We start from the raw sequence: 22,977 nt of genomic DNA, 5'->3' as shown, positions 1-22,977 counted from the left end.
TCAGAAAGCACGGCTGATCGCAAGTTTCCTTGACACATCAGCCCTGCAGCCAGAGCATAACAGCCTGGCTTTATCGGGGAGGGTTAGAATGCGTATCCTTGCAACCATTATGTGCGCGCTGTGCGTTGCCTCTGCTTCATTCGCAGACAACGTCCAGATCGAGAATGTCACCGTCATTTCCATGGACGGGGGCCAAGTCATAAAAGACGCCGTAGTGACCATTGAAGGTGACCGAATCGTCTATGTCGGGACGGTCGCAGATGCGCCGCACCTGCACGGAACACACAAGATCATCGACGGCACCGGCAAATATCTGATACCCGGCCTTGCCGAGATGCATGGCCACCTGCCCTACGGCAGCTGGGGCAAGCAGCAGACCGAAGAAACCCTGTTCCTCTATCTCGCTGGCGGTGTCACCACCGTGCGCGGCATGCTGGGGGACCCGGTGCAGTTTGAGCTGAGGGACAAAATCAAGGCTGGCGAGATTGCCGGGCCGACGCTTTACCTGGCAGCCCCCAGCCTTAATGGCCGCAGCGTCAGCTCGCCCGAGGATGGTGAGCAGAAACTGCGCCTCTATGCCAGCCAGGGCTGGGATCTGCAGAAAATCCATCCAGGGCTGAGCCTACCGGAATATGACGCGATCGCGCGTGCGGCCAACGAGCTTGGCTTTCCCTTCGGTGGCCATGTGCCGGCGGACGTGGGCATCGATCACGCGCTGAAATCGCACCAGATATCGGTCGACCATATGGACGGCTATCTGGAATGGCTTGGCGGCTACACCAAAGAGCTGACGGATCAGGATTTCGCCCACGCGGTGGCAATCACCAGAGCAAGTGGCACGTGGATTGTACCGACGCAGGAGCTGTTCAACACCTTCTACAGCCGTGGCGAAGACTACCCGGTGCTATCTGACGAACAGGTCAAAGTCCTGCTGGCCCGGCCCGAGAATGCCTATGTGCCGCGCGCGATGCTGACGCGGTGGGAGCAGACGGCGCGGTCGGCCACACCGAACCCTGTGGCAATCCAAAACCGGCAGCAGCTCTTGAAAGCCTTCGCGGACGGCGGCGTCAACCTTGCGCTTGGTTCAGATGCGCCGCAAACCTTCTCTGTACCCGGTTTCTCGATATGGCGTGAGATTGAGGTGATGGCGGAAGCCGGCCTGACCCCCGCGCAGATCCTTGAGATGGCAACTGCAGCACCCGGGCGCTATTTCAAGGATAAAGACGATTTCGGGGCTGTGACTGTTGGGGCACGGGCAGACCTAATTCTTCTGGATGCCGACCCGCGCGAAGATGCGATGAACCTGACCAAACAGGCGGGCGTTGTGGCCGCAGGGCGCTGGTACAGCAGGGAAGCGATTGATGCACGTCTAGCCGAGATCGCCGCGCGTCACGCCAACTAGGCTCCGTTAAGAAGAGCGATGAAATCGCTGCGCCACCGTGAGATGGGGTTTCGGGCCAGGTTTGCGTTTTGGAAGCAGGCATCGCCCGACACTTCCTTGCCGATCCACGCCGGGCGTTCGAAATACTCGTCCTTGGCCTGCAGTTCGACCTCTGCCAACCACAGGCCTTCATTGGGCCCTTTGAACACATCAACCGACCAGACATGCTTGCCTGATTTGATGCTGTGCCGGGTTTTCTCAACCGGGGCTTCAAGGGCGCTATCAATCAGCGACAGCGCTTCGGCGTCCGACAGCTTGCGCTCAATTTCCTTGCGTTCAATGCCTTTGCCGACCTTGACAGTCATCACATAACCGCCTTCGTAGCGCCGCACCCTCAGGGACCGCCCATCCCCGCGCATGACATACCACTGGGATATCTCTTTCCCACCCTTCAGGTCCAGGATACCTGGCCGTACAAGGAATTTACGCTCTATCTCGATCACGGCTTGATTTTACCTGCACGCAGGAAACAGATATGCAGGGCGTTGGCATAACCGGGCGGGATGTCACCAATTTTCGCAATCGCCTTCGGGCCCTTGAACTCGCCCCATCTGTGTTCGTTCGACAGCGTGATCTCGACATCCTTGGCCTTCTCAGGCAAATGTGCGGTAAACACCAGCACAAGGCGATCACCAAGGGTCGGGTGATGCTTCACCCAACTGGAAACAAATTCGAATTTTTTTGCCTTGAGGCCTGCCTCTTCCTTCATTTCGCGCTTCAGCGCCTTGAAAAGGTCTTCGCCGCTTTCAACCTTGCCGCCCGGCAGGTCAAAAAGGCCGCTGGACTTACGCATGACCAGTGCCTTGCCGTCCTTGGACATCAGAACCACCTTGGCCGATACCGGCAGGTCTTGCTCTAGCTCCTTACGGGTGGACTTAACTTGTTCCCAATACATCAAACTTCCTTAAACTGGGGCTTTCCGGTCATTCTTTTCGCGCCGGTGTTTAGAGTAACCCCAAATCCTTAAAACTTGCCTGCCCTGTTTTCCCGACAATGATATGGTCGTGCACCTTGATCCCAACACGGTGGCAGGCGTCTGAAATTTCCTTTGTCATTTGCACATCTGCGTGGCTGGGCGCCGGGTCTCCTGATGGATGATTGTGAACAAGTATAAGGGCGCCGGCTTCAAGTTCAAGGCCGCGGCGCACGACCTCGCGCGTATAGACGGCGGTTCGGTCAATTGTGCCGTCCGATAGCACCTCGTCCGCAATAAGGGCATTCTTCCGGTCAAGAAACATCAGGCGGAACTGTTCACGCGGGATATTGCCCATGGCACCCTGCAGATATTCCTGGACCGCAGCCCAGTTACCCATCACAGGGCGGCCCGTTGCCCCTGCGCGCGACAGATGCAGTGCAGATGCCTGCACGGACTTGATGGCGGCGATGGCCGTGTCACCAAGCCCTTTCATGCCACGCAGTTTGTCCACATCCGCGCTGAGAACCGCAGCGTAACTGCCGAAGCGGGCGATCAGGTCTTTTGCAAGAGGTTTGACATCACGGCGAGGGATGGCAAGAAACAGGATCAACTCCAGAAGCTCATAGTCGGCGAGCGCGTCGGCCCCGCCCTTCAGGAAGCGCTCCCGAAGCCTGGACCTGTGGCCCTTGACATGATCCCTGTTGTCCGTATCCCCCATCCGGTTCCTTTGGCTATTCCACGCCGTCATAAGGCGGGCAGAACCAGCCTTTCGGTGATTTGGTGAAGACTTCATAACCGTCTTCTGTGACAGCCAGCGTATGCTCGAACTGCATCGACAAGGTCTTGTCTCGGGTTACCGCCGTCCAGCCGTCGGCCAAAATCTTGGACCCTGGTTTGCCTGCGTTCACCATGGGTTCGATTGTGAAGAACATGCCGGGCTTGAGCTCTGGGCCCGTGCCCGGCTTGCCGAAATGCATTACGCTGGGTTCATCATGAAACACGCGGCCAATACCATGGCCACAAAAGTCGCGCACAACGCTGTAGCGGTGGGCTTCAACGTGGGTCTGAATGGCATGGCCAATGTCACCAAGGCGCGCGCCGGGCTTCACGGCTTCAATGCCTTTCCAAAGGGCCTCGAATGTCACCTGACACAGGCGCTGTGGCAATAATTTGGGCTTGCCAACAAAGAACATGCGGCTCGTGTCGCCATACCAGCCATCAAGGATAACCGTTACATCGATATTCAGGCTGTCGCCTTCCTTCAACTTTTTCGACCCCGGGATACCGTGACAGATCACATGATTGATCGATGTACAGATGGATTTCGGGAAACCGCGGTAATTCAGCGGCGCGGGAATAGCGTTATGGTCCAGAATAAATTCGTGGCACAAGCGGTCCAGCTCTTCCGTGGTCACCCCTGCCTTTACGTGCGGCGTGATATAGTCAAGCGTCTCGGCAGCCAATTTGCCTGCCGCGCGCATACCGTCGAATGCCTCAGGACCATGGATCTTGATTGCACCAGTGCGTGCTTCGGGCACGTCAACCGCATCTACATAATTCATCTTGTCATTCCCGCATCAGTCACTGTTCGGCCTAGAAGCCCATAGGCATCGGGCGATCCACCCGTATGCCTTCTGTCGACAGGTCACAAACATAACACAAAGTTTCTACGCCCGCCTCTTTAGCTTCCCTAAGCGCCGCCGCATAAGTCGGATCAATATCCGCCGCTGGCGCAAAAGACAAGCAATCACCGCGCTGCACAAGGTAAAGCATGACGGCCCGGTGCCCTTCAGTGACCATATCCATTAGTTCGCGCAGGTGTTTGGTGCCCCGCGCTGTCACTGCGTCCGGGAACTGGGCATCATCCCCCACCTTCAGCGTAACATTTTTCACTTCAACAAAGCATTGCGCCGACTTACTGGCCTCCTCAGGTGCCTCGAGAAGGATATCGATACGGCTGTTCTGACCGTATTTCACTTCCCGCCTGAGGCTGCCGTAGCCCGCGAGTTCCGGGATCACGCCGCCAAGGATCGCTTCTTCGGCCAGTTTGTTCGGGTGGCTTGTATTAATGCCGACAAGGTGGCCATCCACTTCCACCATTTCCCAACGCCAATCCAGCTTGGCTTTGGGGTTGGTGTTTGGCGAAAGGTAAACCCGACTGCCGGGCTCCTTGCAGCCAAGCATGGAACCTGAATTGGCGCAATGCGCCACAACAACGCTACCGTCAGGCAGCTCCACATCCGCTAGGAAACGCTTGTAGCGCTTGATCAGGCGACCCTCAGTCAGTGCATTCTCGAAAATCATGGCTGCACCCTATCCACTCGCTGAAGCCCAATCAAGTATCACTAAGCATTTGACCAAAAAAGCCGTTGCGCTATGTCGCTCACAAAATAGTTGATGAAAGTGATATAAAATTGTCGACAATATGATATGAAATATCCCGACAAAGTTTCAAGTCACCCATCAAACGAGGAAAAACAGGGAGGGTACGCAGCCACTTTTATAACCTTTGCATGAGCGCCACACTGGTTTGGTTGCTTATCTGCAACACTTTGACTTCTTGGTCAGCATTGTTGTGAAGCGACAGATGGAAAAATATTCTCATCAGGTACAGCCTATGCAAACTAAGGCTCTGGACGCATTATCCAAAGTCAGATGCCCAGCACCACTGGCATCGCGCGTTTCCCAAAGTTGCTTATAAAAATAGAAGCTGCGTACTTCGAATGAGGAAATTCACCATGAAAAAAACTTGGTTCAACCATAGCGCATGCCTGATCGCGGGCTGTTCAGCGCTGGCCCTTTCTGTAGGCGCCAATGCTCAGAGCGCAAGCGACGGTTTCGCCCTTGAGGAAATCGTTGTAACCGCCCAGAAGCGGGAACAGAGCCTTCAGGACGTTCCGATCTCCATCTCCGCACTGAGCGGCGACAAGATCAACACCTTCGCAGCTGGCGGCGAAGATATCCGCCTCCTGTCCAGCCGCGTACCTGGCCTCAACGCTGAATCATCGAACGGTCGCGTTGCTCCGCGTTTCTATATCCGCGGTCTCGGCAACACTGACTTTGACCTCGCGGCGTCCCAGCCGGTTTCCGTTGTTGTCGACGAGGTTGTGCAGGAAAACGTGATCCTGAAAAGCTTCCCGCTTTTCGACGTTGAGCGCGTTGAAGTACTGCGCGGCCCGCAAGGCACCCTGTTTGGCCGTAACACACCGGCGGGCATCATCAAGTTTGACACCCGCAAGCCAACCCAGGAAGCCGAAGGCTACCTGTCTGCGAGCTACGGCTCATATGGCACGGGTTCTGTTGAATTCGCACAGGGGGGCGGCATCAGCGACAAGCTGTCTGCTCGTGTGTCCATGCTCTACAGCCGCCGCGATGACCACATCGACAATGCATATCTTGACGAAGATGATGCCCTTGGCGGCTTCGAAGAATTTGCTGGCCGTCTGCAGCTGATGTTCGAGCCAACTGACACCTTCAGCGCCCTGACCAATGTTCACTTCCGTAGCCTGTCGGGTACCAGCTCGCTATTCCGTGCGAATATCCTGACCACAGGCAGCAATGACCTGAACGGCAACTTCGACCGTGATACAGTCTACTTCGGTGACGATCATGGCAACCCGCAGGAATATGACAGCTGGGGCGCATCCCTGAAGATGGTCAAGGACTTCAACAACGAGATGACCCTGACGTCCATCACGGCCTATGAGACCACCAACGGCTCCAGCCTTGGTGATATCGACGGCGGTAACCCGGATGGCCCAGGTTTCATTCCATTCCAAAGCACGACACAAGACCATATCGATGATCTGGACCAGATCACGCAGGAACTGCGCCTGTCCCAGCAAGCATCCGACCAGCTGTTCTATCAGGTTGGCTTCTTCTTCTTCGATAGCGACTTCACTGTGCGCACCTCGCCTTTCTTCGTACCGGACTCAACAGTTCGTCACCAGAACACTGCCTGGGCGCTCTTCGGCCAGGTCAGCTATGACATCCAGCCAGAAACCACGTTGACTATTGGCATGCGCTATACGGATGACGAAAAGACTGCTGACGCCTACTCTGGCGCATTCGGTGCCCAGCTTGACACTGTTGAGCTTGAAGGCGACCGAGTGAGCTGGGACGCTGCTATCAACCATGCGGTGAATGACGACCTTTCCGTCTATGCGCGCGTGGCTTCCGGCTTCCGCGCCCCAACCATTCAGGGCCGTGACGTTGCCTTCTTCGGCGTTCCAACAACCGCCAAGGAAGAGACAATCATGTCCTACGAGGCTGGCTTCAAGGCAACCCTAGCCGAGAACCGCCTGCGCTGGAATGGTGCGGTCTTCTACTATGACGTATCCGACCTGCAAGTGACCGCCGTTGGTGGCGCCACCAACAGTGTTCAGCTTGTGAGCGTGGACGAAGTAATCGGTTACGGCTTCGAGACAGACATCGAATGGCTGGCTTCCGAAAATCTGACCATCACGGCAGGCCTTGGTTACGCCAACACGCAAATCAACGATACGGGCCTGCGCGTTCCCACCTGTGGCTCCGGCCAGTGTACGCCGATTGATCCGCTCGACGACGATGGTTACGCAATCGTAGACGGCAACCCGCTGCCACAGGCGCCGGACTGGACCGTCAACTTCACAGCTGACTACCACCGGGAAATGGGTGACGGCGAGTTCTTCACCTTCGTTGACTTTGCCCTGCAGGGTGACACCAACATGCTTCTCTATGATGCCGAAGAATTCTCCACCAGCGGCACGTTCGAACTCGGCGCCCGCATGGGTTACCGCTTCGGTGAAGCGCTGCAGCACGAAGTATCCATCTTCGGCCGCAACATCACCAATGAAGCTAACCTCAAGGGTGTGATCGACTTCAACAACAACACGGGCTTTGTGAACGCACCGCGCGTGTTTGGTATCGGTCTTTCCACTCGCTGGTAAGCTAGCTGACATTCAAACATTTTGGAAACGGGGGCATAAGCTCCCGTTTTCTTTTGCCCACAAAAAAAGCCCGGCTCACGGCCGGGCTTTAGCGTTTTACGGAAGTCTAGGCGCCTTATGGCACCAGCTTCACCGAATGGGCCCCATCCACCGGAAGGGCGACACCAGTAGTGAAGCTTGAAGCCGGACTTGCCAGCATCAGCATTGGCGGCACAAGCTCAGGCAGCTCGCCCGCGCGCCGCGCTGGGGTCATTGCCAGCATCTGCTGCCCACGCTCGGTTTTCAGGCCTTCCTCGTTGATCTCAGTCACGAAAAAGCCCGGGCAAAGGGCGTTGACGCGGATGCCGTATCGCTGCCATTCAAGAGCCATGGCTTTGGTCATCTGGATCACGCCTGCCTTGCTGGTCGCGTAGCTTAAGTGCTGGTTCGATACACCAAGCCCCAGAATGGAGGCCGTATTGATGATGCTGCCTTTCAGGCCGGCGCTGATCATATGTTTGGCAGCGGTCTTGCCAACGCGCCACATGCCTTTGAGGTTGGTATCCATCATATGGTCCCACTGCTCTTCGGTTTCCTCAAGCGCGCGAACCTGGTGCCCAACACCCGCGTTAGCGCACACCACCGTGGGTGTGCCCAGCTGGTCTTCGGCGTCTGTGAAAGCTGCTTCAACGCTTGCAGTGTCCTTCACATCCATCGACAGCGCGAGCGTGCGGCGATCAGTTTCAGACGCAATCTCTTTCGCCAATTCCTCAATCCGGTCCAGCCGCCGGGCACACAGCACCACGTCGGCTCCGGCATGCGCGAGGGCGCGGGCGAACTCGGCCCCGATGCCGGAGGATGCTCCAGCCACCAGGGCAACTTGCCCTTCAAGGCTGAAAAGACCATTCAGATAATCATTGCTCATTATTCTCTCCTTTAGCCCGCGTTTTCACGGTCATAATCGGCGAAGCTTTTGCCTGCTTCGGCAAGTTCCTTCAGAAGCGGTGCTGGCTGCCACCAACGCGGACCAAATTTTTCCTGGAATTCCATGATCTTGGCATAGACATTCTTGAGGCCGATTGTGTCGGCATAATGCATTGGCCCGCCGCGGTAGCGCGGATAGCCGTAGCCGTTCACATAGACCACATCAATGTCACTGGCGCGGTAAGCCTTGCCCTCGCCCAGGATTTTCGCGCCCTCGTTAATCAGCGCCATCATGCAGCGCTCAACGATGTCCTCAGCCGGGATCGGCTTACGCTCAATGCCCAGCTTGGCGCTTTCTTCTTCGATGACGGCCATCACTTCGGGGTCTGGCTGCGGTGTACGGTCGCCTTCGGCATACTTATAGATGCCCTTGCCAACCTTCAGACCCTTGCGACCTGCCTCAACCAGACGATCAACCCAGTCATAGGCTTTCGTCTCGTAATTCTCGCGGCCCATGCCCTGACGGTTCAGGTAGCCGATATCAACGCCTGCCATGTCGGACATGGTCATCGGCCCCATCGGCATACCGAAGTTATAGAGCGCTGCGTCGACCTCCTCGGGCTTCGCGCCCTCAATAACCGCGAGCGATGCCTCGCGTCCGTATGGCGACAGCATGCGGTTGCCAATAAAGCCGTGGCATACGCCTGCCACCACGCCCACCTTGCGGATGGTTTTCGCCAGATCCACACATGTGGCCAACACATCGTCCGCCGTTTTTTCAGCGCGCACGATCTCCAAGAGGCGCATCACGTTCGCGGGAGAGAAGAAGTGCAGCCCAAGCACGTCTTCAGGGCGCTTGGTAATGGCAGCGATTTCATCCACATCCAAGTAAGAAGTGTTACTGGCCAGAATAGCGCCCGGCTTGGCGACGCGGTCCAGCTCGGTGAAGACCTTCTTCTTGATCTCCATCGTCTCGAACACAGCCTCAATAATCAGGTCACAGTCTGAAAGGTCATCATAACTCAGCGTGCCGGTGAACTGGCCCATCAGGCCTTCAACCTGCTCAGCCGTCAGCTTGCCCTTGGCCGCGGAACGCTCATAGTTCTTGCGAACAACGTCCAGGCCGCGGTCCAGCGCTTCCTGCTGTACCTCAAGAATAGTCACCGGAATGCCCACGTTGGCGAAATTCATGGCAATGCCACCGCCCATGGTGCCAGCGCCGATAATACCAACCTTCTTGATGTCGCGACGCGGCGTTTCCTTGGTAATGCCGGGAATACGGCTGATCTGGCGCTCGGCAAAAAACATATGCTGCAGCGCTTTGGCCTGCGGGTTCTTGGCACATTCCTGGAACAGCTCACGCTCGCGCTTCAGGCCTTCAGCAAGAGGCATGGAAACAGCAGCTTCCACACACTGGATGCAGCGCTCTGGCGCGAAATAGCCGCGCGTCTGCTTGGCGACAGACTTCCTGACACCCGCGAAAAATTCAGGTCCGAAGGCTTCGCCGTCAATCTCAATCTCGCCGGTGCGGCGCGGCGCTTTGCCCACCGCTTTTTCAGCTGTCGCGATCGCCGCTTCCACCAGATCGCCGTCCGTGATTTCATCGATCACACCCCATGACAGCGCTTCGCGCGCTTTCACATGGCGGCCACTAAGGATCGCGTCAATGGCATTCGCGGGGCCAGCAATGCGCGGCAGACGCTGGGTACCACCCGCGCCCGGCAGGATACCCAGATGCACTTCCGGCAAGCCAACCTTGGCGCTTTCCACCGCCACACGGTAATGACAGCCAAGCGCCACCTCAAGGCCGCCGCCAAGCGCCGTACCGTGAATGGCAGCCACCACAGGCTTTTCCATCGCTTCAATCTGGTTCACCACATCAGGAAGGTGCGGCTCCTTCGGCGGGGCGCCAAACTCGCGGATATCAGCACCGGCAATGAAAGTGCGCCCGGCACAGGCAATCACGATGGCATCGACGCTATCGTCAGAAGCCAAGGCTGTCATCTGGCTTGACAGCCCATCTCGCACACTGTGCGACAAGGCGTTTACCGGTGGGTTATCGACCGTCAGCACAGCCACGCGGCCGTGCATTGTTTTTGAAACTGTCGTCATCACTCTTCCCCTTCAGGTCTAATTCTCTACACGCGTTCAAGCACCATCGCGATGCCCTGCCCCACGCCGATACACATGGTGGCAAGGCCATAGCGGGCCTTCCGCTCCACCAGTTCATGTGCCAGTGTCAGCGCAAGCCGCGAACCGGACATCCCCAGCGGGTGGCCAAGGGCGATGGCGCCGCCGTTCGGGTTCACATGCGATGCATCGTCATCAAGGCCAAGTCCCCTCAAACATGACAAGGCCTGCGCCGCGAACGCTTCGTTAAGCTCAATTATGTCGATATCCGAAAGTGCCAAGCCCAAACGCGACAATAATTTCTGCGTGGCAGGCACAGGACCATAGCCCATGGTGCGCGGTGGCACCCCTGCGCTCGTCATACCAACCACACGCGCCATCGGTACCAGGCCATATTTTTTCACGGCGTCCTCACCTGCAATCAGAAGCGCAGCCGCCCCGTCATTGGTGCCGGAGGCGTTCCCTGCCGTTACCGTTCCGCCCTCGCGGAACGGTGCACGAAGGCCCGCCAATGCCTCCATGGTGGTATTGGCGCGCGGGTGTTCGTCTGTATCCACAACAAGGGGATCGCCCTTGCGCTGCGGGATGGTCACCGGCGCAATCTCGCGCTCGAACCGGCCAGCTTCCTGCGCGGCCTTGGCGCGCATCTGGGACCGGTAAGCGAAGGCGTCCTGGTCTTCGCGGCTGATGCCCATGTCTTCGGCCAGATTTTCAGCCGTTTCAGGCATGCTATCAGTGCCGTAGGCGGCCTTCAGCGCCTTGTTCACAAAACGCCAGCCGATGGTGGTGTCGTAAATCTCCGCATTCCTGTCAAACGCGCTGGTGGCCTTGGCCATCACGAACGGCGCGCGCGACATGCTTTCCACCCCGCCTGCAATCGCGAGGCCTGCTTCACCCGTCATCACCGCGCGGGCGGCAAGGCCTGTGGCTTCAAGACCAGACCCGCACAAGCGGTTCACGGTCGCGGCGGGAACGTCCTGTGGCAGACCCGCGAGAAGTGCGGCCATGCGGCCCACATTGCGGTTGTCTTCCCCCGCCTGGTTGGCGCAGCCGAAATACAGGTCGTCCACCTTCGCCCAATCAACTCCCTCGTTCCGAGCCATCAACGCCCTAATCGGGTGGGCCGCCAGGTCATCTGCCCGCACGGAAGACAGCCCACCGCCGTAGCGGCCAATCGGTGTCCGGATACCATCGCAAATATATGCCGCTTTCATCTTGTCACCTCCACCCGCGAAAATCTGCCCAGTTAAATTCAAGCTCGAAAATAAATCCTGCAGCCCAAAAGACCAGCATCAATTGCGGTTCATTTTGCCTGCGTTTCATTGCCTTTTTAATCGGCCGTATTAATTATAGATCGAAGACCGCATTCGACGAGGGGAAGGACCGGAAATGGCACTCGATCAGGAAACACTCGATCAGCTTTTGGAAACACTGCACAGGTTTGTGCATGAACGCCTGATCCCCCATGAGCGCACGGTTGCGGACACTGACCGCATCCCGGACGACATTGTAGCAGAAATCAAAGAACTTGGCCTGTTCGCCCTGTCGATCCCGGAAGAATATGGCGGGCTGGCGCTCAACATGCGCGAGGAAATCGAGGTCGCCATGGTGATTGGCGAAGCGGCCCCTGCTTTCCGGTCCCTCTTTGGCACCAATGTGGGCATCGGCTCACAGGCCATTGTGCTGGACGGCACGCCAGAGCAGAAAGAGAAATACCTGCCCAGGCTTGCGAGCGGCGACCTTGTCGGCTCCTTCTGCCTGACAGAACCTGAAGCGGGTTCAGACGCCGGGTCCCTGCGCACAAGCGCAGTCAGGGACGGCGATCATTATGTGATCAACGGCACCAAACGCTATATTACCAACGCGCCCTACGCTGGGCTTTTCACCGTCATGGCGCGCACGGACCAGGGCAGCAAAGATGCCCGCGGTGTCTCGGCCTTCCTGGTCGAAAAAGGCACGTCCGGCCTGACCGTCGGCGCGCCGGAAAAGAAGATGGGACAGCAAGGCGCGCCGGTGGCCGATGTGGTGTTCGACAATTGCCGGGTGCCTGCAGAGAACATCATCGGCGGCGTGGAAAACATGGGTTTCAAGACCGCCATGAAGGTGCTGGACAAGGGCCGCCTGCATATCTCTGCCGTATGTGCGGGGCTGGCGTCGCGCATGCTCACCGACGCCGTCCGTTACACCAAGGAACGCACCCAATTCGGCAACGCCATTGCCGATTTCCAGCTGATTCAGGCCATGATCGCAGACAGCGAGACCGAGATTTACGCCGCCAAATCCATGATCCGCGACGCCGCCCTCGCCCGCGATCGGGGCGAAGACACCAAGCGCAAAGCCTCCTGCGCCAAGCTGTTTGCTTCTGAAATGGTAGGCCGTGTGGCCGACCGGGCGGTGCAAATGTATGGCGGTGCGGGCTATATCGCCGATTATGGCATCGAACAGCTCTACCGCGACGCGCGACTGTTCCGTATCTATGAAGGCACCAGCCAGATCCAGCAACTGATCATCGCGAAAGATGTAATTGCGAGCACCGATTAGCCAGGCAATCCAGACAGCTATATAATAGCTCTTGACCTTGTAGTGGCTCCAACCCTTAGGCTTGGTAGCGACTCAAGTGAAAACACTTCAGGAGCATATAATGTCCGGCCAATCAAATTGCTGCCACCACAACCATAATCATGACTCAAATAACCATACCGCCACGGACCCTGTTTGTGGCATGACGGTTGACCTGAGCACGACAGCACACAAAAGCAGCCATGACGGCGAGGACTATTTCTTTTGCAGCGGCCACTGCAAAAAAAAATTCGACGCAGACCCCGAAGCCTATAAGGACGGCGCGCCGGAGCCCGAGCCCATGCCGGAGGGCACGCTCTATACCTGCCCTATGCATCCGGAAATCGTGCAGGAAGGGCCCGGAAGCTGCCCTAAATGCGGTATGGCGCTGGAGCCAATGGGCATCCCGAGCGCGGATGCAGGCCCTGACCCAGAGTTCATAGATTTCCGTCGCCGTTTCTGGATCGGCACGCTGTTGACCGTGCCGCTTTTCTTGCTCGCAATGGCGCCATTCTTTGGGCTGGGCGCCATCCGTGAGGCGATTGGCGAACGCACTGCCGCTTGGACCGAATTCTTCCTCGCGACCCCTGTGGTACTATGGAGCGGCTGGCCGTTCTTTGAACGCGGCGTGCAGTCCATTATCAACAAAAGCCTGAATATGTTTACCTTGATCGCCACAGGCACGGGCGCTGCTTATGCCTTCAGCACAGTCGCCGTGTTCGCCCCCGGTATCTTCCCCGCCGGTTTCCGCGGCGAAGACGGCCAGGTGCATGTCTATTTCGAAGCCGGCGCTGTGATCGTGGTGCTGGTGTTGCTGGGGCAGTTGATGGAGCTTGGCGCCCGCAACCGCACCGGTGCCGCCATCCGCGCCCTTCTGGACCTTGCCGCCAAAACCGCGCGCGTTATCCGCGACGACGGCACGGAAGAGGAGATCCCACTTGAAGATGTGGCGGTGGGTAACCGCTTGCGCGTTCGCCCCGGCGAGAAAGTGCCAGTGGACGGTCGCGTACTTGAAGGCCGCTCTTCTGTTGATGAATCCATGATCTCCGGCGAGCCTGTCCCGGTTGAGAAATCTGAAGGCGATGTGCTTACGGGCGCCACCATCAATGGCACCGGCAGCCTGATCATGGAAGCGGAGCGCGTGGGCAAGGACACCATGCTGTCGCAGATCGTAGAGATGGTGGCGAACGCGCAAAGGAGCCGCGCACCAATCCAGAAGCTGGCAGACGCTGTCGCAGGCAAGTTCGTGCCAGCAGTGATCGCAGTCGCTATCATGGCCTTTGTCGGCTGGTCGCTTTGGGGCCCCGCCCCAGCCTTCTCCTATGCGCTGATAGCGGCCGTGTCCGTGCTGATCATCGCCTGCCCCTGTGCGCTGGGCCTTGCCACGCCCATGTCGATCATGACAGCCACTGGCCGTGGTGCACAGGCAGGCGTATTGATCAAGAATGCCGAAGCGCTGGAACGGTTTGCGAAAGTTGACACGCTGATCGTCGACAAAACAGGCACTCTGACAGTCGGCAAACCCGAACTACAGGCAGTTCTTGCTGCAAGCGAATTTGATGAGGACGACATATTGATGCTGGCGGCGAGCCTTGAGCGCGGGTCCGAGCATCCGCTGGCGGACGCGATCGTACGCGGTGCCGAAGCACGTGACATCAAGCTTCAAAAGGCAACTGACTTTGACGCTGTCACCGGCAAAGGCGTCCGCGGCAAGGTAGACGGTAAATCAGTGGCCCTTGGTAATGCCAAGCTTCTTGAAGATATTGAAGTTGACGCTGGCCCGCTTGCCGACGAAGCAGACAGTCGCCGAGACCAGGGTGAAACCGTGATGTTCGTGGTGGTGGACGGTAAAGCTGCCGGGCTTATCTGTGTGGCTGACCCGGTGAAGGAAACAACCGCGGAAGCCCTGAAGGCACTCCATAAGGCCGGGCTGCAGGTGATCATGGCCACCGGAGACAACGCCCGCACCGCGAAGGCCGTCGCCGAAAAGCTGGGCATTGATGACATCCGCGCCGATGTGCTGCCGGAAAACAAGGCTGCGCTGGTGAAGGAACTGCAGGAGCAAGGTTGCCGGGTGGCGATGGCGGGTGACGGCGTAAATGATGCGCCTGCGCTGGCGCAGGCTGACGTGGGCATCGCAATGGGCACGGGGGCCGATGTCGCCATTGAAAGCGCAGGCTTTACCCTGGTTAAAGGCGACCTGGTTGGCATTGTCAAAGCACGTACACTGGCAGTCGCCACCATGCGCAACATCAAGCAAAATCTGTTTTTCGCGCTTGTCTATAATGCGGCTGGCGTGCCGATTGCCGCGGGGATCCTGTTTCCGTTCATGGGCATTCTGATTTCGCCGATGTTTGCCGCAGCGGCTATGAGCCTGAGTTCGGTCTCGGTGATCACCAACGCCCTCAGGCTAAGGAGCGTCTCTCTTTAGCAGAGAACGGTAAATTTTTCGTAAGCAATTGAAAGAATTGCATTAATAGTCCGTCAACTTTCGTTTTCCATACTGGTCTCAGGTGCCATACTGAGGAGACGTAAAGTGAACGACTTCGAAAAACAGATGAAAGACTATCGCCTGACCACAGCGCATATCTATTATTTCCGGCCAGACTATGAACGGCTTTTGCAGGAATATGTCTGGCAGGAACTGGATATCGCGCCGCGTTTCCCGGTTCTCAGGAAATTCCTGGATTTCTGGGAAAAGAACCTGGACGGCAAGCTGCATAGCGTACGCGTGGCGTCACTGGAATTGATCAAGCCAGCCGAACTCAAGATGGCGGATACCCTGATCATCCACTGATAATTTGGCCTGTTTCGCAATTTTGTGATCACATTTTTGCCGCGCCAATGATATACCTTTTACAATTGATATTGTGGGAGGATTAAAATGTCGCGTTTTGTGATCTCAATTCTAGCAGGACTGAGCCTGACGACATCGCTGTATGCCAGCGACGATAGCATGACCAATCATCCGCAGAAGCTGTCCAAAGCGGAGATCGCCGGTGACATTTTCAAGGATAAACGCCTGGTGGTCATGACCCATGAAGGCGAAGACGGCCCTTACCAGACAGAAGATGTGGAAAATTTCCTGTCCACCGATAAGAAATTCGACAGCGGCATGTACCGTTCTGGGCCCGTGCGCATGACGCTTGAGCCTTACGGCGTGGATGAGTTCATGTATTTCCTCGAAGGCGGCGTGACGCTAACGTCTGAGGACGGAACGGTTACCGAAATCAAGGCCGGAGATGCTGTCACGATCGCCAAGGAATGGCGCGGCACATGGGACACCAAGGGATACACCAAGATTTATGTGATCTATTCCCCTACCCCTATGGGCGAAGAATAAAAACATATCACGGTGCGTCGGCCACCAGTTGGCGCACCGGATACCCTTTGAAGCTTTTGCATTCGTCCAGGACCGGCAGTGTGTTGAGCTTCACCACACCGATTTCAGCCCCAAGGATTTGATCGGACAGATTTCGAAGCTGTGCCATATCACGCACGACCACACGCAAGAGATAATCGAAGGTCGCACCCAGCATATAGGCGGAGACAATTTCTTCCTTTGACGCGATATAGGCATCGAATTTCTTGAAATCTTCGGGGAAATGGCTCTCAAGCGTCACTTCCATGAAGGCTGACAATACAGGGCCGATCTTGTCCAGCGCCACGTCGGCGCGGTAGTTTGTGACATAGCCTTCCTCTTCCAACCGCCTTGTGCGTGTGAGGCAGGCGCTTGGAGACAAGGCAACCTTATCGGCGAGTTCCTGATTGGTGATACGACCATTTTCCTGGAGGCAGGCCAAAATATTCAGGTTGATCCGATCAAGCTTCATGCTTCTTTTTCTCCAGTGAGAGAAGGGCTGGCTCCGTGCCGCAGTTCATGCGGCGTTTATGGCCATTTCCGCAATTTATGGGGTCCCTGCCCCTAACTTCCCTATTTCATTCTGGCAGGTCTATGGTTCCATAGAGCCAACAAAATCAATACAGGGTGAGCAAAATGCACGACATCGCGGGGCAAAGCCAGCAAAAGATTCACAAACAGAAGATTCTTCACCCGGCAACCTCAATTTGTGCGCTGGAGGCAGATGGGCCGCGGAAGATCGCGAGCGCAAAAGGCATTCATGTAACTGACGCCGACGGCCACACGGTGATTGACGGCATCGCAGGATTATGGTGTGCAGGTGTGGGACACGGCAGGACTGAAATTGCCGACGCAATGCGCCAGGCTGCCATTGATCTCGACTATTTTCACACATTTGGCGGCCACACGAACCAAGCCCAGGAGCTGCTGGCCGAAGAACTGATAGCGATGGCGCCCGATGGCCTCAGCCATGTGTTCTTTGGCTGCTCGGGCTCCGACGCCAACGACACGCTCGTCAAGATCGCCTGGCAATATAACACCATGCGCGGCAAGCCTGAAAAGCGCAAGGTGATATCGCGTTGGCAGGCCTATCACGGCACGTCCATTTCCACCGCCAGCCTCACCGGCCTGAAGGGCTTCCATAGAGCTTTCAGCCTGCCGCTTGATTTCGCCAAACATACGGACTTCCCACATTTTTACAGCCAGGCGACGGACGGTGAGAATGAGGCGGCCTTCACGGCAAGGCTGCTGCACCGGCTGGAACAGTTGATCGTCGAAGAAGGCGCAGACACCGTCGCCGCTTTTATCGGCGAGCCTATCATGGGCGCAGGTGGCGTGGTGACACCACCGAAGGGCTACTGGCAGGGCGTTCAGGAAATCTGTCGCCGCCACGACATCCTGCTGATTGCCGATGAAGTTGTCTGCGGCTATGGGCGCACGGGCCACAACTTCGGATCTGACCTTTACAGCATAAAGCCCGATATGATGGCCACAGCCAAAGGCCTGACGGCCGGCATCTTCCCCATGTCCGCGGCTTTCATCAGCGAGGAAATCCACAATGTGATGCGCACGGCATCTAAGGAACTGGGCGGTTTTTCACATGGCTATACCTATAGCGGACACCCGGTAGGGGCCGCGGTCGCGCTCAAGGTCCTTGAAATCATGAAGCGGGAAAAACTGGTCGAGAATGCGAAAGCCACCGGCGCCTATTTCCATGACCAGTTGCGCGCCGCCTTCAACGGCCACCCCCATGTTGGCGAAATACGAGGCGCTGGCCTCGTGGCCGCCATCCAGCTAATGGCTGATGCGCCGTCGAAAACCTTTCTGGACTCTGCGCGTAAACTGGCCGCAAAAATTTCGGAAGAATGCTATCGTCGTGGGCTGGTGATCCGCCCACTGCCAACCATGAATTCGCTGGCCCTCTCGCCCCCGCTGACGGTATCACGCGATGACATCGACACTATCATTGATATCGCGAAAGCCGGGATCGACAGCGTGATGGGCACCGAAGCCTGATCGCAGATACAGAAAAGGCGGGCCAAGCCCGCCTTTACCCGGTGCCTGAGCACCAAAACCTCGTCAAGACCTACTCAAGGCCTGCAACATCAGCGTGGCTGAGCCCCAAGGCCTTCACAACACTGTTGAAGAATTCAACCTCGAACGGGCTGACACGGCCATCCGCCTTGAGAACCTGCGCCAGCGCATTCACGATTGAGCAGCGATCCGCCGCATCAACCTTGCCTGCCAGCTTGCCCAGAACCTTCTCAATCGATCCTTCTTTATAGAGCGCGGAATTTGCCGCCACACGAATATCTTTTTCGCTAACGTCTTCGCCAACCGCGTCCTTCAGGATGGCCTGCACTGTTGAAACTTCAAGACCCGCAACATTGCTGTCCGCAGCGGTAGCGCGCGACAGGGTCATGAACAGAGCTTCACGGATAGCCTCTTTCTTTTCGGCTTCACTCAACTCTTTCCCGCGAAACAGCCCTGTAATGGTCTCTAGCTGCATTAGCGACATACTACCCCTCCGTATAAAAACCCTAATAAATTACGTTTATGCGATACCAACCCAAATCGGCTAGCGGGTCAAGTACCATCATGGAATTTTGGCAAAAGCCCGACAAAAACCTTGATCCTGGCGAGCCTCCCTGAGACCTTTAGAGGAATCCGGGATACAAGAAAACAAAATACACATGCCTCGGTGAAAATATATGCCCTTTGACAAAATATATATCCACACGGCAAAAATCTGATACTAGTGACAACGTGTTTTTTTTGATAACCAAGTATCTGTGTTTTTGAGTAAGCCCATAAGAATTAATGTGTTTTAGGAACACGAACAAGAATGACTTACACTTATGAATATCCCCATCCGGCGGTGACGACTGATATTGTCATCTTCACTGTTCGGGACGCTAAACTAAATCTTCTCCTGATCAAACGGGGGATGGATCCGCACAAAGGGTCCTGGGCTTTGCCCGGCGGCTTTGTCCGGATGGAGGAAAGCCTGGACGAATGTGCCAAACGGGAACTTGAGGAAGAAGCGGGCCTTTCCGACGTCTATCTCGAGCAGCTCTATACATTCGGCAAACCGGGACGTGATCCGCGCGAACGTGTCATCAGTGTCGCCTATTATACACTGACCCCGTCGGAAGGCATGGAGTTGGCAGCCGGCACTGACGCTGAAGAAGCCCAATGGTTCCCGATTGACAAGCTGCCCCAGCTAGCGTTTGACCACCAGGAAATCATTGAGGTTGCCCAGGCCAGGCTTGCAGCAAAGATGGAATATTCCACCATCGGCCTGCAATTCATGCCGGAGGAGTTTACGCTTTCACAGCTACAGACGGTTTATGAACAGGCGATTGGGCGAGAGCTTGACAAACGGAACTTCCGCAAGTGGATCCTGTCGCTGAAGCTGATTGAAGAAACCGGCAAGAAATTCTCACGCGGGGCCCACAGGCCTGCGATGCTTTACCGGATCATTGATCCGAAGAGCGTGAAAATTATCCGCTGACTATGACTTGAGGGGGTCGGGGCGGAAACGCCGTTGAAACGGGGAATTGACCGAACATAGTACCTACACTGCATTTGTGTCCTACAGCCACAAGGACGACAAATGGGCAAAATGGCTATTGAAAGCCATTGAGGCCTATCGTGTCCCCGGCCATCTGGTAGGGACAAAGGGTACGAATGGCACTGTCCCTGCAAAGCTAACCCGCATTTTCCGTGACCGCGAAGAGCTTGCAGCCGGAGCCTGTCTTGATGCCAAGATTCAGGAAGCCCTGAAACAAAGCAAAACATTGCTTGTCGCGTGCTCGCCTAATGCTGTTCATTCCTACGGCGTAAATCAGGAGATCGAGCTGTTCCGCAAAATGCGCGGAGACCAACATATTTTCTACATTATCCTGGAAGGTGAACCGCACGCGGCAGCGCGCGGCCTGGATCCAGAGCTCGAATGCTTCCCCAAAGCACTGATCAACCACGACATGGACACCACCACCGCCTATGGCGTTCCCCTGGCCGCGGACGACGCCCGCCCACAGGGAGACGGCAAAAAGATGGCCCTTCTTAAGGTCGTGGCGGGTATCCTTGGAGTAAACCTTGATACACTGGTCCGCCGCGACCTGCACCGCCGACAAAAACGCCTGTGGGGATTTATGGGGCTGGCAACAGCGGGTATGATGCTGACATCAGGACTCGCCACCCAGGCTTATCTGGCATCCCAGAGAGCCGAGGAAGCCCTTGCCCATGCACAGCGCCAGCAGGATGAAGCCGAAAGTCTGATCCAGTACATCGTGGATGATCTAGGGCAACATTTATGGCGGCGCGGGCACGCGGACCTTCTGGAAGCGATGTCGTCTCGCATCCTTGATCATTACGACGGTCAGAACAGCCCCGATATGGGCCCCAAGGAAATTGCACGCAAGGTGCGTGGCCTTGCCATGTTGTCGCGGGGTCGCATCTTTAACAGTGACCAGAGCGAGATTGCCGAGCGCCTTGAAGACTTGAGACAAAAGACCAGAGAAACCATAGAGCAACATCCCGAGAGCTGGGAATTGCTGCTGACCCATATCTATATCTTGAAGCTCCTGAGCGATCTTAAGCTACTTGCCGGTGACTACGAAGTAACACGGACACTGATTGAAGAAAGACTTGCTACCGCCGAGCGGGCATACAAGCTACAGCCGAACAGGCACCCGGACGACAGGGCTGGCATTGGCAATGCGCTGATTGATCTCGCCCAAGTTCAAATGCATGCATTCCAACAGCCTGAAAAAGCCTATGATCTGATAAAAGAAGGACTCGCGATCAGGATCGCTGTCGGACAGATGCCAGACAATATAGGGACATACCGAGAGGTGGCGAATGTTGATGGTGGCTATTATCACCTCTCAGTGGTTCAAGAGATCGTGGCCCCCTTACCTGAGGCAATTGCCTCACTAGAAAAGAGCTTGTATCTCTACCGGAAGCGACAGGAGCTTTCCCCCGTTCAAGGTGTTGCCAACCTCCTCTATTATCGTTTCCATATTGATTTGGCGGAGCTTCTATTCAATTCAGGGCACAGTGACGAAGCGCTGCAGGCTGTGGACGCGGCACAGAAAAATCTTCGAAAGATTCTTGCCAACAATGAGGAAAACCACCGCTATCGGACAATGATTTTCCGAGGCGATATGTTGCGTGGCTTGTTGTTGATGGGCAAGAACAGATGGGCCGATGCCGAACAGGCTTTCGCCGAAGCCACAGAAGGAATGACAGCCCAGTATCAGCTTTCGCTGGAGTCAGTTGATACGGTCAACTGGATACTGACCTCAAAGACCCTGTGGGCTCTCTCAATGGCGAAGATGGGACAAGTGACAAAGGCGGTCCACCTGATGAACCAGGTCACGCAGGAAACAGATCAAACACCAGCCCGGCTACTTCATTCCATTCATGGCCGGAAGACGCGTTCGATCCTTGCTAACGCTCGGGCTGAACTTGCTGTAATGCAGGGAACTCCAGGCCTTGCGAGGTCAATCCGCCAGCAGATGATTGCTAGCCTGGGTCCTAAATGGCGACAAAGCCATCCTGTTGTGCGCTTTGAGCTAATGAAAGCCTACATCGCCACCGGCCAATGGAGCGCGGCCCAGGAAATAGCCGACAATCTGACTGAAATCGGATTTGCCCGGCCTGACTTCCTCCAGGAACTGGAAGAACTTGACCGCGGCCCAGGAAATACCGCCGCTGAAGCAAGGCCTTCATGAGCAACACGCATACCATGACAAGCAGATGGTATTCAGCTTTTGTATCCTATAGCCATGAGGACAGCGAATGGGCTCGCTGGCTGCTTAAAGCCCTGGAAAACTATCGCATACCGAAACACCTTATCGGCACCGAAAGCCCATCTGGCCCGGTTCCAAAAAGATTGAACCGCATTTTCCTAGACAGAAAAGAGCTGGCAGCAGGAAGCAGTGTCGATGCGAAAATCAGGGAAGCATTAGGCCAGAGCGACACGCTTCTGGTTGTCTGCTCACCTAAAGCTGCCCATTCCAAGGGCGTAAACCTGGAAATCGAACTGTTTCGCGAGATGCGCGGTGACGCCCATATCTTCTATATCATCAGGGACGGCGAACCCTTCGCTACCGCACGGGGGCTCGATCCGGCTCTCGAATGCTTTCCACAAGCACTCCTCCGCCAAACCATGGAGACATCGACCATCTACGGCGTCCCGTTGGCTGCAGATGCAAGGCCACAAGGCGACGGCAGGAAAATGGCGCTACTGAAAGTGGTGGCGGGCATTCTGGGCGTCAATCTCGATACGCTTGTCCGGCGCGACCTGCAACGTCGCCAAAAGCGGTTGTGGGGGTTCACTGCGCTCGCAACAGCAGGCATGCTGCTGACAGCCGGGCTCGCAAACCACGCCTACATTGCGACGAGGCAGGCTGAGCAAGCTCTTGCCATAGCCCAGCATGAACAAGATGACACGGAGAGCTTGCTCCAAAGCATCATAGATCAGTTGGGATATACATTATTTGAAAGAGGTCAGGTTGACCTGCTCGACAACCTTACCAATCGGGTTGTTGAGCATTATGAGGGCCCCAATAGCCCGAATATGGGTCCAGAAGAACTCGCCCAGAAACTGCGGGGGATCAATTACCTGCTCCGTGGCAAAATGTATCAAGGTCATAGCGAGCGTGTAAGGGCAAGCCTGCGGTCGCTTTATAAAACCTCTTCGTCCCTCGCGAAAAAAAAACTCTGACAA

General features: G+C 56.3%; 20 protein-coding genes. 10 read left to right on the top strand and 10 right to left on the bottom strand.

Annotated elements, in window-relative coordinates; all coding sequences use genetic code 11:
* The first annotated feature begins 88 nt into the window (after positions 1-88).
* Positions 89-1,402 carry an amidohydrolase family protein gene (locus tag KORM41_RS10675; protein ID WP_068147402.1) on the top strand — a complete coding sequence of 438 codons (1,314 nt, stop codon included), beginning with the start codon at positions 89-91 and terminating at the stop codon, positions 1,400-1,402.
* Here KORM41_RS10675 and KORM41_RS10670 read toward each other — a convergent pair.
* Genes KORM41_RS10670 through sfsA form a run of 5 tightly spaced genes read right to left on the bottom strand, consistent with a single transcriptional unit; the run spans position 1,399 to position 4,661 of the window.
* Positions 1,399-1,884 (bottom strand): CYTH domain-containing protein, encoded by a 486-nt coding sequence (locus tag KORM41_RS10670; RefSeq protein ID WP_068147400.1) that lies wholly within the window; start codon positions 1,882-1,884, stop codon positions 1,399-1,401. The two genes, KORM41_RS10675 and KORM41_RS10670, sit on opposite strands and share 4 nt — an antisense overlap.
* Positions 1,881-2,336: an NUDIX domain-containing protein gene (locus KORM41_RS10665; RefSeq protein WP_068147398.1), complete on the bottom strand. Its 456-nt coding sequence runs from the start codon at positions 2,334-2,336 to the stop codon at positions 1,881-1,883. The genes KORM41_RS10670 and KORM41_RS10665 overlap by 4 nt, the downstream gene beginning before the upstream one ends.
* Before the next feature lie 49 nt (positions 2,337-2,385).
* The gene (gene radC, locus KORM41_RS10660; RefSeq protein ID WP_068147396.1) at positions 2,386-3,075 is read right to left on the bottom strand and encodes a RadC family protein; all 690 of its coding nucleotides are present in this window, start codon (positions 3,073-3,075) and stop codon (positions 2,386-2,388) included.
* Between the two features lie 13 nt (positions 3,076-3,088).
* Positions 3,089-3,919, bottom strand: a complete 831-nt coding sequence (gene map, locus KORM41_RS10655) for a type I methionyl aminopeptidase (protein ID WP_068147393.1) — start codon at positions 3,917-3,919, stop codon at positions 3,089-3,091.
* Between the two features lie 31 nt (positions 3,920-3,950).
* Positions 3,951-4,661, bottom strand: coding sequence for a DNA/RNA nuclease SfsA (gene sfsA / locus KORM41_RS10650; protein ID WP_068147390.1), 711 nt, complete (start codon positions 4,659-4,661; stop codon positions 3,951-3,953).
* A 434-nt stretch (positions 4,662-5,095) separates the two neighbouring features.
* Between sfsA and KORM41_RS10645 the strand changes: the two genes are divergently transcribed.
* Positions 5,096-7,285: a TonB-dependent receptor gene (locus KORM41_RS10645; RefSeq protein ID WP_068147387.1), complete on the top strand. Its 2,190-nt coding sequence runs from the start codon at positions 5,096-5,098 to the stop codon at positions 7,283-7,285.
* Between the two features lie 115 nt (positions 7,286-7,400).
* Here the strand turns inward: KORM41_RS10645 and KORM41_RS10640 are convergent, their stop codons facing one another.
* The 3 genes from KORM41_RS10640 to pcaF are packed head-to-tail and all read right to left on the bottom strand — an operon-like array spanning position 7,401 to position 11,532.
* Positions 7,401-8,189: an SDR family NAD(P)-dependent oxidoreductase gene (locus KORM41_RS10640; RefSeq protein WP_068147384.1), complete on the bottom strand. Its 789-nt coding sequence runs from the start codon at positions 8,187-8,189 to the stop codon at positions 7,401-7,403.
* A gap of 11 nt (positions 8,190-8,200) precedes the next feature.
* Positions 8,201-10,300: a 3-hydroxyacyl-CoA dehydrogenase NAD-binding domain-containing protein gene (locus tag KORM41_RS10635; RefSeq protein ID WP_068147380.1), complete on the bottom strand. Its 2,100-nt coding sequence runs from the start codon at positions 10,298-10,300 to the stop codon at positions 8,201-8,203.
* 26 nt (positions 10,301-10,326) lie between these two features.
* Entirely contained in the window at positions 10,327-11,532 is a 1,206-nt protein-coding gene (gene pcaF, locus KORM41_RS10630; protein ID WP_068147377.1) for a 3-oxoadipyl-CoA thiolase, read from the bottom strand.
* Positions 11,533-11,707: 175 nt separating this feature from the next.
* On the opposite strand from pcaF, the gene KORM41_RS10625 reads away from it, so the two are divergent.
* The 4 genes from KORM41_RS10625 (at position 11,708) to KORM41_RS10610 (ending at position 16,220) form a co-directional block, all read left to right on the top strand.
* Complete coding sequence (locus KORM41_RS10625; protein ID WP_068147375.1) at positions 11,708-12,859, top strand: acyl-CoA dehydrogenase family protein; 1,152 nt, start codon at positions 11,708-11,710, stop codon at positions 12,857-12,859.
* A 100-nt stretch (positions 12,860-12,959) separates the two neighbouring features.
* Complete coding sequence (locus KORM41_RS10620; protein WP_082719857.1) at positions 12,960-15,308, top strand: heavy metal translocating P-type ATPase; 2,349 nt, start codon at positions 12,960-12,962, stop codon at positions 15,306-15,308.
* A gap of 126 nt (positions 15,309-15,434) precedes the next feature.
* Positions 15,435-15,674 carry a Usg family protein gene (locus KORM41_RS10615; RefSeq protein ID WP_068147753.1) on the top strand — a complete coding sequence of 80 codons (240 nt, stop codon included), beginning with the start codon at positions 15,435-15,437 and terminating at the stop codon, positions 15,672-15,674.
* Between the two features lie 87 nt (positions 15,675-15,761).
* Complete coding sequence (locus KORM41_RS10610) at positions 15,762-16,220, top strand: cupin domain-containing protein (RefSeq protein ID WP_068147372.1); 459 nt, start codon at positions 15,762-15,764, stop codon at positions 16,218-16,220.
* 7 nt (positions 16,221-16,227) lie between these two features.
* Here KORM41_RS10610 and KORM41_RS10605 read toward each other — a convergent pair whose 3' ends face one another.
* Positions 16,228-16,710: an Lrp/AsnC family transcriptional regulator gene (locus tag KORM41_RS10605; RefSeq protein WP_068147369.1), complete on the bottom strand. Its 483-nt coding sequence runs from the start codon at positions 16,708-16,710 to the stop codon at positions 16,228-16,230.
* 164 nt (positions 16,711-16,874) lie between these two features.
* Here KORM41_RS10605 and KORM41_RS10600 point away from each other — a divergent pair, with 164 nt between their 5' ends.
* Positions 16,875-18,254, top strand: a complete 1,380-nt coding sequence (locus KORM41_RS10600) for an aminotransferase family protein (protein ID WP_068147366.1) — start codon at positions 16,875-16,877, stop codon at positions 18,252-18,254.
* A 70-nt stretch (positions 18,255-18,324) separates the two neighbouring features.
* Here KORM41_RS10600 and KORM41_RS10595 read toward each other — a convergent pair whose 3' ends face one another.
* Complete coding sequence (locus KORM41_RS10595; RefSeq protein ID WP_082719856.1) at positions 18,325-18,756, bottom strand: TerB family tellurite resistance protein; 432 nt, start codon at positions 18,754-18,756, stop codon at positions 18,325-18,327.
* 327 nt (positions 18,757-19,083) lie between these two features.
* Between KORM41_RS10595 and KORM41_RS10590 the strand changes: the two genes are divergently transcribed.
* The 3 genes from KORM41_RS10590 (at position 19,084) to KORM41_RS10580 (ending at position 22,974) form a co-directional block, all read left to right on the top strand.
* Entirely contained in the window at positions 19,084-19,752 is a 669-nt protein-coding gene (locus KORM41_RS10590) for an NUDIX hydrolase (protein ID WP_068147360.1), read from the top strand.
* A 76-nt stretch (positions 19,753-19,828) separates the two neighbouring features.
* On the top strand, positions 19,829-21,979 hold the full coding sequence (locus tag KORM41_RS10585) for a TIR domain-containing protein (RefSeq protein WP_197421051.1): 2,151 nt from the start codon (positions 19,829-19,831) through the stop codon (positions 21,977-21,979).
* On the top strand, positions 21,976-22,974 hold the full coding sequence (locus KORM41_RS10580; protein ID WP_068147355.1) for a toll/interleukin-1 receptor domain-containing protein: 999 nt from the start codon (positions 21,976-21,978) through the stop codon (positions 22,972-22,974). The genes KORM41_RS10585 and KORM41_RS10580 overlap by 4 nt, the downstream gene beginning before the upstream one ends.
* Positions 22,975-22,977 lie beyond the last annotated feature (3 nt).

The sequence above is a fragment of the Kordiimonas lipolytica genome, assembly GCF_001550065.1.
Note: the sequence above shows the minus strand (reverse complement) of the source record. Positions and strands in the feature narration are given on the sequence as shown.

What these genes read in the sequence shown, in the direction of transcription:
- KORM41_RS10675 (WP_068147402.1), top strand. Translation starts at nt 89, where the DNA reads ATGCGTATCCTTGCAACCATTATGTGCGCGCTGTGCGTTGCCTCTGCT.
- KORM41_RS10665 (WP_068147398.1), bottom strand. Translation starts at nt 2,336, where the DNA reads ATGTATTGGGAACAAGTTAAGTCCACCCGTAAGGAGCTAGAGCAAGAC.
- radC (WP_068147396.1), bottom strand. Translation starts at nt 3,075, where the DNA reads ATGGGGGATACGGACAACAGGGATCATGTCAAGGGCCACAGGTCCAGG.
- map (WP_068147393.1), bottom strand. Translation starts at nt 3,919, where the DNA reads ATGAATTATGTAGATGCGGTTGACGTGCCCGAAGCACGCACTGGTGCA.
- sfsA (WP_068147390.1), bottom strand. Translation starts at nt 4,661, where the DNA reads ATGATTTTCGAGAATGCACTGACTGAGGGTCGCCTGATCAAGCGCTAC.
- KORM41_RS10645 (WP_068147387.1), top strand. Translation starts at nt 5,096, where the DNA reads ATGAAAAAAACTTGGTTCAACCATAGCGCATGCCTGATCGCGGGCTGT.
- KORM41_RS10640 (WP_068147384.1), bottom strand. Translation starts at nt 8,189, where the DNA reads ATGAGCAATGATTATCTGAATGGTCTTTTCAGCCTTGAAGGGCAAGTT.
- KORM41_RS10635 (WP_068147380.1), bottom strand. Translation starts at nt 10,300, where the DNA reads ATGACGACAGTTTCAAAAACAATGCACGGCCGCGTGGCTGTGCTGACG.
- pcaF (WP_068147377.1), bottom strand. Translation starts at nt 11,532, where the DNA reads ATGAAAGCGGCATATATTTGCGATGGTATCCGGACACCGATTGGCCGC.
- KORM41_RS10625 (WP_068147375.1), top strand. Translation starts at nt 11,708, where the DNA reads ATGGCACTCGATCAGGAAACACTCGATCAGCTTTTGGAAACACTGCAC.
- KORM41_RS10620 (WP_082719857.1), top strand. Translation starts at nt 12,960, where the DNA reads ATGTCCGGCCAATCAAATTGCTGCCACCACAACCATAATCATGACTCA.
- KORM41_RS10615 (WP_068147753.1), top strand. Translation starts at nt 15,435, where the DNA reads ATGAAAGACTATCGCCTGACCACAGCGCATATCTATTATTTCCGGCCA.
- KORM41_RS10610 (WP_068147372.1), top strand. Translation starts at nt 15,762, where the DNA reads ATGTCGCGTTTTGTGATCTCAATTCTAGCAGGACTGAGCCTGACGACA.
- KORM41_RS10605 (WP_068147369.1), bottom strand. Translation starts at nt 16,710, where the DNA reads ATGAAGCTTGATCGGATCAACCTGAATATTTTGGCCTGCCTCCAGGAA.
- KORM41_RS10600 (WP_068147366.1), top strand. Translation starts at nt 16,875, where the DNA reads ATGCACGACATCGCGGGGCAAAGCCAGCAAAAGATTCACAAACAGAAG.
- KORM41_RS10595 (WP_082719856.1), bottom strand. Translation starts at nt 18,756, where the DNA reads ATGTCGCTAATGCAGCTAGAGACCATTACAGGGCTGTTTCGCGGGAAA.
- KORM41_RS10590 (WP_068147360.1), top strand. Translation starts at nt 19,084, where the DNA reads ATGACTTACACTTATGAATATCCCCATCCGGCGGTGACGACTGATATT.
- KORM41_RS10580 (WP_068147355.1), top strand. Translation starts at nt 21,976, where the DNA reads ATGAGCAACACGCATACCATGACAAGCAGATGGTATTCAGCTTTTGTA.